At 72.1% G+C, this 10,771-nt stretch carries 10 protein-coding genes; 3 read left to right on the top strand and 7 right to left on the bottom strand.

The features are described from left to right. From PINTE_RS05470 to PINTE_RS05480, 3 genes are all read left to right on the top strand, one after another. Positions 1-1,218, top strand: coding sequence for an isopenicillin N synthase family dioxygenase (locus PINTE_RS05470; RefSeq protein WP_217996507.1), 1,218 nt, complete (start codon positions 1-3; stop codon positions 1,216-1,218). Beyond that, complete coding sequence (locus PINTE_RS05475) at positions 1,219-2,382, top strand: DUF4037 domain-containing protein (protein ID WP_068427300.1); 1,164 nt, start codon at positions 1,219-1,221, stop codon at positions 2,380-2,382. A gap of 62 nt (positions 2,383-2,444) precedes the next feature. Further along, the gene (locus PINTE_RS05480; protein WP_068427301.1) at positions 2,445-3,467 is read left to right on the top strand and encodes a zinc-dependent alcohol dehydrogenase family protein; all 1,023 of its coding nucleotides are present in this window, start codon (positions 2,445-2,447) and stop codon (positions 3,465-3,467) included. Positions 3,468-3,671: 204 nt separating this feature from the next. On the opposite strand, the gene PINTE_RS05485 is transcribed toward PINTE_RS05480, so the two are convergent. The 7 genes from PINTE_RS05485 to PINTE_RS05515 form a co-directional block, all read right to left on the bottom strand. Continuing rightward, positions 3,672-4,676 carry a transketolase family protein gene (locus tag PINTE_RS05485; RefSeq protein ID WP_068427303.1) on the bottom strand — a complete coding sequence of 335 codons (1,005 nt, stop codon included), beginning with the start codon at positions 4,674-4,676 and terminating at the stop codon, positions 3,672-3,674. Then, on the bottom strand, positions 4,673-5,581 hold the full coding sequence (locus tag PINTE_RS05490) for a transketolase (protein ID WP_068427305.1): 909 nt from the start codon (positions 5,579-5,581) through the stop codon (positions 4,673-4,675). Before PINTE_RS05490 ends, PINTE_RS05485 begins: the two co-directional genes overlap by 4 nt. 13 nt (positions 5,582-5,594) lie before the next feature. Beyond that, the gene (locus PINTE_RS05495) at positions 5,595-6,368 is read right to left on the bottom strand and encodes an SDR family NAD(P)-dependent oxidoreductase (protein WP_068427322.1); all 774 of its coding nucleotides are present in this window, start codon (positions 6,366-6,368) and stop codon (positions 5,595-5,597) included. A gap of 270 nt (positions 6,369-6,638) precedes the next feature. Continuing rightward, positions 6,639-7,298, bottom strand: a complete 660-nt coding sequence (locus tag PINTE_RS05500; protein WP_068427307.1) for a GntR family transcriptional regulator — start codon at positions 7,296-7,298, stop codon at positions 6,639-6,641. An 18-nt stretch (positions 7,299-7,316) separates the two neighbouring features. Further along, a complete protein-coding gene (locus PINTE_RS05505; protein WP_068427309.1) occupies positions 7,317-8,600 on the bottom strand; it encodes a Zn-dependent hydrolase in 1,284 nt (427 codons plus the stop codon). Positions 8,601-8,812: 212 nt separating this feature from the next. Further along, positions 8,813-9,511: a response regulator transcription factor gene (locus PINTE_RS05510; protein ID WP_068427313.1), complete on the bottom strand. Its 699-nt coding sequence runs from the start codon at positions 9,509-9,511 to the stop codon at positions 8,813-8,815. A gap of 40 nt (positions 9,512-9,551) precedes the next feature. Continuing rightward, positions 9,552-10,771 (bottom strand): aldehyde dehydrogenase (locus PINTE_RS05515; RefSeq protein ID WP_068427314.1); only part of this gene is annotated, 1,220 nt, incomplete at its 5' end.

Raw genomic sequence — 10,771 nt, forward strand, 5'->3', positions numbered from 1 at the left:
ATGGCCCAGCACACCGCTTCCGTGTCGGGCGCCGCGCAGGCGGCGCTGCCCGTCATCGACCTCGCGCGCGCCGACGACGCCGCGCAGGTCGAGGCGCTGCGGGCGGAGTTGTTCGCGGCCAGCCACGAGGTCGGCTTCTTCTACCTCGTCGGCCACGGCATCGGCCCCGAGCGGCAGGAGCAGATGTTCGACGTCGCGCGGCGCCTGTTCGCGCTGCCGGAGGCGGCCAAGCACGAGGTCGAGATGCTGCGCAGCCCGCACTTTCGCGGCTGGACCCGCCTCGGCGGCGAGCTGACCCGCGGCCGCGTCGACTGGCGCGAGCAGATCGACGTCGGCATCGAGCGCCCCGCGATCGACGTGCCCGCCGACGAGCCCTGGTACGTGCTTCAGGGTCCCAACCTGTGGCCCGCCGCCCTCGCCGACGACCTGCCGGTCGTGCAGGCCTGGCAACGCGACCTGTCGCAGGTCGGCATTCGGCCGCTGCGGCTGTGGGCCACCGCGCTCGGTCAGCGCCCCGACGTCTGGGACGACGCCTTCGCCGACCGCCCCGCTCCGCTGCTGAAGATCGTGCGCTACCCCGCCTCCGGCACCGACACCGACACGGGCACCGGCACCGACACGCAGGGCCAGGGCGTCGGCGGCCACAAGGACGCCGGGGTGCTCACCCTCCTGCTCCCGGAGCCGGGCACGCGCGGCCTGCAGGTCGAGCACCAGGGCAGGTGGATCGATGCCGACCCGCTGCCGGGCGCGTTCATCGTCAACATCGGCGAGCTGCTCGAGGTGGCCACCGGCGGCCTGCTCAAGGCCACCGAGCACCGCGTGCTGCGCCCCGGCGACCGCGAACGCCTTTCGATCCCGTTCTTCCACGCGCCCGGCCTGTCCGCGCGGTTCGTCCCGCTGGAGCTGCCGCCGCACCTGGCCGAACTCGCCGCGCGCTCCGGCGGGGTCAGCGAACAGGCGCACAACCGACTGTTCGACTGCTACGGCGCCAACAGCCTGAAGTCGCGGCTGCGCGCCCACCCCGACGTCGCCGCCGCGCACCACCCCGACCTCGTCGGTTGGCAGGGCCCGAAGCAGGTGACAGAAAGGGCTGACGCAGCACCCGACGCCGGGCCCGACACAGGGTCCGACGCAGGGCCCGGCGCAGGGCCGGACGGAGGGTCCGACGCAGGGCCCGACGGAGGGGTCGGCATCACCGGCGCGATCGGGTCGCGCTGAATGACGGCCGCCCACAGCCTCACCGGCAGCGAGCTCTCGCGCCGCTTCCACGAGGAGGCGGTGCGGCCGCTGCTGCTCGCCCGCTGGCCGCGGCTGCCGTACGCGGCGGGGCGCCTCGGCCACGGCTCGGAGGTGCTCGGACTCGACGATGCGATGTCGCGCGATCACGACTGGGGGCCGCGGCTGAGCCTGTTCGTTCCGGACGAGCTGCGCGGGCCCGTCGACGCCGCGCTCGAGGCCGACCTGCCGACCGAATTCCTCGGTTTGCCGACGAGATTCACGTTCACCGGGTCGAGCCGAACGCGCCACCGCGTCGATGTCGACACCCCCCGCGGGTTCGTGCTCGATCGGCTCGGGTTCGACCCGGTCGACGACCCGGGGCCCGTCGACTGGCTCAGTCTCACCGGACAGGCCGTCCTCGAGGTCATCGCCGGACCCGTCTTCGTCGACCGCACCGGGGAACTGACGCGCCGACGGGACGCCCTCGCGTGGTACCCCGACGACATCTGGCGCTACATCGTCGCTGCCGGCTGGCAGCGCCTCGACCAGGAGTTGCCCCTGATGAGCCGGGCCGCCGACCGTGGTGACGAGACCGGCTCCCGGCTCATCGCCGCGCGACTGGCCGGCGTCGTCACGCACCTCGCGTTCGTGCTCTCCAAGCGTTGGGCCCCCTACTCGAAGTGGCGCGGCACCCTCTTCGACCGCCTCCCCGGCGTCGAACCGCTGCGCACCCACGTCGACGCCATGCTCGACGCCGACGCCTGGCCCGAGCGGCAGTCCGCCTGCGCCCGTGCGCTCGACGCGCTCCTCGACCGGCAGGAGTCCGCCGGCCTCGGCCGCCCGGCGCCGCATGCCACCGCCGCGTTCTGGGACCGGCCCTACCTGCAGATCGCCCCGGAGATCATCCCCGCCCTGGCGGCCGAGCGATCCTCGGCCGAACCGACCTGCGCCGTACCCACCAGGCCCACCGGGCCGAGCGGGCCGGGCGGGCCGACCGTGCCCACCCTCCCGCCCGGGGTCGGCTCCGTCGAACAGCTCACCGACACGGTCGACCTGCTCGTCGATCCCGCCCGCCGCCGCGCGGTCGTCGCCGCCGCCGTCGCGGCGGGACAAATCTTCGTCACCCCCTCGATGACGCCCCGAGAGCCCACCCGGCACCACTAGCGTCGGACCCAGCCGAGGCAGTGCGCGATGACGCGCCCGGCCACAATCAAAGGGAGTTTGAGATGAAGGCTGTCGTCTACGACGCACCCCGCAGCTTCACCGTCACCGACGTGCCGGTCCCGGAGCCGGGCCCGGGCGAGGTGCGCATCAAGGTGCTCGCCGCGGGTGTGTGCGGCACCGACCTGCATCTGCACGAGGGCCAGTTTCTCGCCGTGTACCCGATGACCCCCGGCCACGAGACCGTCGGCCTGATCGATGCGCTCGGCGAGGGCGTCGACGACTTCAAGGTCGGCGAGCAGGTCGTCATCAACCCCAACGCCGCCTGCGGCAGCTGCGAATACTGCCGCGAGGGACGCCGGTTGCTGTGCGGCAACTTCAGCGGCATCGGCTCCACCCTGCCCGGCGGTTTCGCCGAGTTCGTGCTCGCCCCCATCGCCCAGGTGTTCTCCGCCGAGGGGCTGCCCGTCGAGACGGCGGTCTTCACCGAGCCCACCTCGTGCGTGGCCCACGGCATCGACGTCATCGCCCCGCGGCACGGCTCCACCGCCCTCGTCTTCGGCGCCGGCCCCACGGGCATCATCCTGGCCCAGCTGCTCAAGGCCGCCGGCGCCTCGCACGTGCGCATCGCGGCGCCCACCCAGTTCAAGCTCGACACCGCCGTGGAGCTCGGCGTCGACGACTCGTACACGATGAACCGCGGCGACCTTCCCGGCGACCTGGAGAAGCTGCGCGAACTCTCCGGCGGTTCCGGCTACGACATCGTCGTCGACGCCACCGGCGTGCCCGCCATCGCCGAGGCCCTCGTGCCCATGACCCGCAACGGCGGCACCGCCGTGTTCTACGGCGTCGCCGACGAGTCGGCGACGATCTCCATCTCGCCCTACGACGTGTTCCGCCGCGAGATCACGATCAAGGGCTCGTTCGCCGAGATCGAGTCGTTCCCGCAGGCGCTGGCCGCCCTGCGCGCCGGCCGCGCCCGCACCGACGGCATCATCACGCACCGCTTCGGCCTCGACGACTACGGCACCGCCCTGGACACCGTGCGTTCCGACAAGTCCGCCAACAAGGTCATCATCACGCCGTAGCCCCGACGGGTTATCCACAGGGCTGTGGACACCGCTCGGACCATCACCGCGGCCGGCCGACCGAGGCCCTGGCGAAGAAAGGCCTGGTCACAGCGTTGAGCCGACGCCCGGCGCGAGCGTGATAATAGTCCGAGCGGTGGCTCCCGCAGACGCGGCGAACGGGCCGGTCGATACGACCGGCCCGTTCGGCGTTCCGGCTGCGCGTCAGCCCCGCAGCTCCCGGGTGACTCGGTCGACGACCGCCTGGGTCGACAGGCCGTACCGGTCGTGCAGGGTCGGCAGCGCACCGGCGTCGATGAACTCGTCCGGCAACGCGATCGGGTTGATCTTCTTGCCCAGGCCCCGGCGCGCCATCTCGCCCGCGACCGCCTCGAACAGCCCACCGACCACCGTGTGGTTCTCGAGCGTGAACACCGCGCGGTCCGTGTCGATCTCGCGCAGCACGGCCTCGGTGTCGAACGGCTTGATCGTCGCGACGTGCACGACGCTGACGTCGACGCCCTGCTTGGCGAGCTCCTCGGCGGCGAGCAGGCCGCGCATCGTCATGAGCCCGCTGGAGACGAACACGACGTCGTCGCCGGGGCGCACGACCTTGGCCTTGCCCAGCTCGAAGGAGTAGTCGTAGTCGTCGAGGATCCGCGGCACCGCCCCGCGCAGCAGGCGGGTGTACGTCGGGCCGGGCGTGGCTGCCAGCTGCGCCACGGCCTGCTCGAGGTCGACGGCGTCGCACGGGTCGACGATCGTCAGGTTCGGCATGCCGCGCAGGATCGCGACGTCCTCGGTGGCCTGGTGCGAGGGCCCGTAACCGGTGGTCAGGCCCGGGAGCGCACACACGATGTTGACGTTGAGCTCCGGCTCCGCCATGTCGAGGCAGATGAAGTCGTACGCCCGGCGGGTCGCGAACACCGAGTACGTGGAGGCGAACGGCACGAGACCGGTCTGCGCCATGCCCGCGGCCGCCATCATCAGGGCCTGCTCGGACATGCCCATCTGGTAGAAGCGCTCCGGATAGGCCTGCGCGAAGATGTGCAGGTCGGTGTACTTGCTGAGGTCGGCCGAGAGCCCGACGATCCGCTCGTCCTGCTCCGCGGCCGCCACGAGGGCCTCCCCGAACGGGGCCTTCGTCGTGCGCATGCCCGGGTCGGCGATCGAGGCGATCATCGCCGCCGACCGCAGCGGCGGCTGCTTCTTCTCAGGTGCGGAGGTCATCGCGCATCCTTCCCCTCGTAACCGTCCGTGAGCTGCTGCTTGCAGACGGGCCACTCTTCGGCGGCGATCTTCATGAAGTGGAGCTTCTCGCGGGACTCGAGCATCGGTACGCCCTTGCCCAGCTTCGTGTCGCAGATGATGATGTGCGGCCGGCCCTGGGCCGAGGCCTCGTCGGTCGCGGCGTCGAGGGCGGTGAGCAGCGCCTCGAGGTCGTTGCCGTCGACGCGCTGGGCGTGCCAGCCGAACGACTCCCAGCGGTGCTCCTGCGCCTTCGCCTGCGAGGCGGTGTCGATCGAGAGCACGTCGGCGGTGCGGCCGTCGGCCTGCATGCCGTTCATGTCGACGAGGGCGATGAGGTTGCCGGTCTGCCAGTTGGAGGCGGACATCGCCGCCTCCCACGTCGAGCCCTCGTCGAGCTCACCGTCGCTGAACAGCACGAACACCTTCTGGTCGGTCTTGCCCTGGTGGCGCAGGCCGAGCGCGGTGCCCACCCCGAGACCGAGACCGTGGCCGAGCGAGCCGCCGGAGATCTCGACCCCGGGGGTGTAGGTCGACATGGCCGACATCGGCAGCCGCGAGTCGTCGGCGGCGTAGGTGCCCAGCTCGTCGAACGGGATGACCCCGGCCTCGGCGAGGCCGGCGTAGAGCAGCAGCGCGTAGTGGCCGACCGACATGAGGAGCCGGTCGCGGTCCTCCCAGTCGGGGTCGCCGGGCTGGTAGCGCATCGCGTCGCCGTACAGGGCGGCCATGATGTCGGCGGCGCCGAGCGCCTGCCCGACGTAGCCCTCGCCCTGCGCCTCGCCCTCGTCGAGCACGCCCATCCGCACGCGGTAGGCGGCGTCGGTGAGTTCCTTGACGCGGGTCTGCAGATCCTTGTCGCGGTTGGTTTCCTTGATTGCGTTCATCGTCTCTCCTGCGTCAGTAGACGTACGTGCCGCCGTTGATGCTCTGCGTGGTGCCGGTGATGTAGCCGGCGTCCGCGCTGCAGAGCCAGACGTACAGGGCGGCGATCTCCTCGGGCCGGCACTGGCGCCCGAGCGGCACCGCGGCCGACAGGGCCTTCTCGTTCTCGTCGCTGGAGCCGACGCGAATGTCGGTGTCGACGACGCCGGGCGCCACCGCGTTGACCGTGATGCCGTACTGCGCCAGTTCACGGGCCATGCCCTTGGTGAGCCCGATGACGCCGGCCTTGGCCGCGGCGTACCCCGTCTTGGAGAACACCCCGCCGCCGTGCTGGGCGGTGACCGACGACATGTTGACGACCCGGCCGTACCCGTTCTCGATCATCTGCGGCACGAAGGCCTGGGCGACGAGGAAGTCGCCGGTGAGGTTGACCGCGATGACCCGGTTCCACTCCTCGATGCCCATCTCGAGGAACGAGGAGGGCGAGGGGATTCCGGCGATGTTGGCGACCGCGCCGACGGGCGGCAGGTCGGAGGCGGCGACCTGCTCGGCGAGCGCCGCCACGCTGGCGGGGTCGGCGACGTCGCTGGCGACGCCCAGGACCGGCACGTCGAATTCGTCGGTGAGGGTCTGCGCGGACGCGGCGACGCCCTCGGCGTTGAGGTCGGTGACGACGACCGCCCAGCCCTCCTGGGCGAACCGGCGCGCCGTGGCGAGCCCGATGCCGCGCGGCGACCCGGCTCCGGTGACGACGGCGGTGCGTTGGCGGGCGGGGGACTGCACTTGCATCACACTCTGTCCTTTCCTGCGATCTGCGGTGATCGGCTAGGACGAGTATGTCAGTGTTGACTGTTGACAGTCAACGCGTAGGTGAGAATTGGCGTCGAATGGGGGAGGAGAGGCGAGGGCGCGCGTGTGAGGGAGGGCGACACGAGGCCGAGGCAACCGGAGGCCTAGGTGAGCCGCGGCGAGGCTGAACCGAGGCCAGGCTGAATCGAGGTGAGGCTGAATCGAGGTGAGGCGAAGCCGAGGGCGAGGCTGGGCCGAGGTGGGCGGCCGTCAGTCGGCGGAGGCCGCGGACAGCGGCTGGGCGGCCCAGCGGTGGGCGGCGTCCTCCATGTGCGCGAGGAGGGTGTCGTGGGCGGCGCGCAGGTCGCCGGAGGCGATGGCGTCGACGATCGGCTCGTGCTGGGCGTACGTCATGAGGGGCGAGTCCTCGGGGCCGTCTCCGGCGAAGAAGATGATGCGCATGCGGTCTTCCAGGCCCTTCCACAGGGTCAGCAGCGTCGCGTTCTCGCTGAGCTGCACGAGTCGTTCGTGGAAGGCGAGGTCGGCGTTCATCCGCTCGGTGAAGTCGCCGCTGTCGGCGGGCAGGTGCGCGCGCAGGTCGGCGGCGGCGTCCTCGAGCCGTTCGGAGCGCACGATCTCACGCACGGCCAGGCCCTCGAGGGCCCCGCGCACCCGGAACAGCTCGGCGATCTCGCGCCGCCCGGGGGTGCGCACGTGCAGCTTGCCTCGGCTGTCTCCGGCGACGAGGCCCGCGGCCTGCAGCTCGCGCAGCGCCTCGCGCACCGTGCCGCGGCTCACGCCGTAGGTCGAGGCCAATTCGGTCTCGATGAGCGAGGACCCCAGCGGGAGCCGGCCGCTGGTGATCGCGGCGCGAAGGAGGTCGAGCACCTGTTCGCGCAGCGTCTGTCGGTTGACTCCCTGGAGTTCCATGGCCACCCGAACAATTTATCAATCGGGGCGCTGCGCCAGCCGCAGCACCGTGTTCGCCAGCGCGGTGACGCCGGCCTCGCAGTCCTGCGGCGTGGAGTACTCCCGCGGGTTGTGTGAGATCCCGTCGTACTGGCCGCGCACGAAGACCATCGCGGTCGGCGCGATCGCGGCGATCTCCTGCGCGTCGTGGCCGGCGCCGCTCATGAGGCGGCGCGTCGGCATCCCGAGGTCGGCCGCGACCGCCTCGATCTCGCGCTGCACCGACTCATCGAACGGCACGTGCGCCGTCCGGGCCATCTGGGCGGTCTCGACGCGCAACCCCGGCTGGCGGTCGGGGAGCTCGGCGAGAAAGGCGGCGAGGTCGCGTTCGGCGGCGGCCATGTGGGTGTCGTCGGGGTTGCGCAGGTCGACGGTCAGCTCGGCGCGGTCGGGCACGACGTTCGGCAGCCCGGGGGAGACGGTGATCCGCCCGACCGTGGCGCGCAGCTGCCCGTACCGGCCCGAGTCCACCATCTCGCGCACGTGCACGACGACCTGAGCGGCGGCCAGACTGGCGTCGATGCGCAGCTCGGTCGGGGTGGTGCCGGCGTGCGCGGCGCGACCGTGCAACGTCACCTGCTGCCACGAGATCGCCTGCACGCCGGTGACGACGCCCACCGCGTAGCCCTCCCGCAGCAGCACCGGGCCCTGCTCGATGTGGCACTCCACGTACGCGTACGGCGGCTCCAGCCGAACCGGCCGGCTGCCCTTGAAGCCGATCCGCTCCAGCTCGTCACCGAGCCGCAACCCCGCGGAGTCGGTGAGGCCGTACGCGTAGTCCAGGCCGAGCCGGCCCGCGGCCACCGCCGAACCGAGCATGTCGGTGCCGAAGCGCACCCCCTCCTCCTCGGTGAACGCGGCGACGACGATCGGGCGGCGCGTCGCGACGTCCTGCTCGTTCAGCGAACGGATGACCTCGAGCGCCCCGAGCACGCCGACGCAGCCGTCGAAGGCGCCCGCCGTGCCGACGCTGTCGATGTGCGAGGCGGCCATGACCGGCGCGAGGCTCGGGTCGGTGCCTTCCCGACGGCCGAAGATCGAGCCCAGCTCGTCGACGCTGACCTGCAGGCCCGCCTCCTGCAGCCACGAGACGAGCAGCCGCCGGCCCTGGGCGTCGGCGTCGGTGAGCGACTGGCGGTTCACCCCGACCAGTCCCGTCTCCGCGTCGTCGTAGGCGCCGATCGTGGCGAGCTCGTGCAGCGACCGCCACAGGCGCTCGCCGTCGACGCCGATCTTCTCCTCGGGACCGAGGACGTTCGTCATGAGTTCCCTCCTGATGGTCGCTGAGCACGCGACGACCCGTCGGCCGCCGCCCGGCCGGGAGCCGAAGACGAGAATCGCTGACATACTCGCGTCGCCGCGCCGCCGACGGGCTCGTGAACTGCGGTGATGCGCGAGCGCGACGCACGTCAGGACGAGTATGTATGCCAACTTCGTCTCGACCCGCCGCGGGGCCCGCTCCAGAGGGGGTCGGCTCAGGCCCCGACGAGCTTGTAGCCGGCCCCGCGCACGGTGACGATGTGCTCGGCGCCGATCTTGGCGCGCAGTCGCTGCACGGTGACCTCGACGACGTGCGGGTCGCCCCACGAGGCGTCGCCCCAGACGAGGTCGAGAAGTTGTGGCCGTGAGAGCACCCGTCCGGTGTGGTCGAGAAACGCCTCCAGCAGCCGGAACTCGGTGCTGGACAAGGTGATCCGCTCCTCGTCGCGATGCACGACCATGCCCGGGCGGTCGATGCGCAGCGCCCCGAGGCGCACCTCCTGCGAGCGCGGCGCCCCACCCCGGCGCAGCACCGCGCGCAGCCGCGCGGCGAGCACGTCGCCGTCGAACGGCTTGACGACGTAGTCGTCGGCGCCCGCCTCGAAGCCCGCGAGCTGGTCGTGCGGCAGGTCGCGCGCGGTGAGCACGACCGCGGGCACGTCGAGGCGCTCGCGGGCGCGCCGCACGAACGTGATGCCGTCCATGCGCGGCATGACGACGTCGACGAGCAGCACGTCGGGGTCGACCGTCGCCAGCTTCTCCAGGCCGTCGATGCCGTCGTCGGCGGTCGCCACCCGAAACCCGTGCCGCTGCAGCACCAATCGCGTCGTCACCTGCAGCGTCTCGTCGTCCTCGACGAGCAGCACGAGCGGCCCGTTCGGATCGCCCTCGTCCCCAGCCCTGTCGTTACCCACCCGACCAGGCTAAACGCCGGCTCGCCACGGCCGGTGAGGGTCAGAACGGATAGTGCCGCGCGCCCTGCTGCACGGTGATCCAGCGCAGGTCGGTGAACTCGCGCACCCCGGCCTCGCCGCCGAAGCGCCCCCAGCCCGAGGCCTTGACGCCCCCGAACGGCATCTGCGGCTCGTCGTGCACGGTCGGCCCGTTGACGTGGCAGATGCCCGACTCGATGCGCCCGGCCACCTCCAGCGCCCGCGCCGCGTCGCGCCCGAAGACCGCCGCCGACAGGCCGTACTCGGTGTCGTTCGCCGCGGCCACCGCTGCGTCGACGCCCGCGACCCGCATGATCGACTTCACCGGACCGAACGACTCCTCGCGCCAGATCCGCATGTCCGCGGTGACCCCGTCGAGCAGCGTCGCGCCCATCAGCGTGGAGTCGGCCCGCTCGCCGGCGACGACCCGCGCCCCGGCGGCCACCGCGTCGTCGAGCAGCTCGTTGCAGCGCTCCACGGTGCCCGCGTCGATGACCGAGCCGAGCACGACGTGCCCGCTCGGGTCGCCGACGGGCAGCGAGCCCGCCTTGGCGGCGAGCGCCTCGACGAACTCGTCGGCGACCGCCTCGTCGACGATGATCCGCTCGGTCGACATGCAGATCTGCCCGGAGTTGGCGAAGGCGCCGAACGCCGCGGCGTCGACCGCCTGCTCGACGTCGGCGTCGTCGAGCACGACGAATGGGGCCTTGCCGCCGAGCTCGAGCACGCACGGCGTGAGGTGCTCGCCGCACAACCGGCCGATGACGCGGCCGACCTGCGTCGATCCCGTGAAGTTGACGCGCCGCACGGCCGGGTGGGCGATCATCGCCTCGACGACCGCCGGGGCGTCCTGCGGCGCGTGGGAGACGAAGTTGACGACTCCGGCCGGCAGGCCCGCCTCCAGGAGGGCGTCGACGATGAGCCGGTGGATGCGCGGGCACTTCTCGCTGGCCTTGAAGACGACCGTGTTGCCGACGGCCAGCGGTGTGGCCAGGGCGCGCACGCCGAGAATGATCGGGGCGTTCCAGGGCGCCATGCCGAGCACGACCCCGGCCGGCTGGCGGACCGCCATGGCGAGGCTGCCGGGCACGTCGGAGGGGATCGTCTCGCCGCGCACGAGCGTCGTCAGCCCGGCGGCCTCGCGCAGGATGCCGGCGGCGAGCCCCAGGTTGAACTGCGCCCAGTGGCCCGGCGCGCCGGTCTCGGCCAGCGTCGCCGCGACGAACTCGTCCGCCTTGGCCT

Origin of the sequence: Piscicoccus intestinalis NBRC 104926, from assembly GCF_001515525.1 — a bacterium.
In the GTDB taxonomy this organism is placed as follows: Bacteria; Actinomycetota; Actinomycetes; order Actinomycetales; family Dermatophilaceae; genus Kineosphaera; species Kineosphaera intestinalis.

Coding starts and splice junctions, on each gene's coding strand:
- PINTE_RS05470 (WP_217996507.1), top strand. CDS start 1: ATGGCCCAGCACACCGCTTCCGTGTCGGGCGCCGCGCAGGCGGCGCTG.
- PINTE_RS05475 (WP_068427300.1), top strand. CDS start 1,219: ATGACGGCCGCCCACAGCCTCACCGGCAGCGAGCTCTCGCGCCGCTTC.
- PINTE_RS05480 (WP_068427301.1), top strand. CDS start 2,445: ATGAAGGCTGTCGTCTACGACGCACCCCGCAGCTTCACCGTCACCGAC.
- PINTE_RS05485 (WP_068427303.1), bottom strand. CDS start 4,676: ATGACCTCCGCACCTGAGAAGAAGCAGCCGCCGCTGCGGTCGGCGGCG.
- PINTE_RS05490 (WP_068427305.1), bottom strand. CDS start 5,581: ATGAACGCAATCAAGGAAACCAACCGCGACAAGGATCTGCAGACCCGC.
- PINTE_RS05495 (WP_068427322.1), bottom strand. CDS start 6,368: ATGCAAGTGCAGTCCCCCGCCCGCCAACGCACCGCCGTCGTCACCGGA.
- PINTE_RS05500 (WP_068427307.1), bottom strand. CDS start 7,298: ATGGAACTCCAGGGAGTCAACCGACAGACGCTGCGCGAACAGGTGCTC.
- PINTE_RS05505 (WP_068427309.1), bottom strand. CDS start 8,600: ATGACGAACGTCCTCGGTCCCGAGGAGAAGATCGGCGTCGACGGCGAG.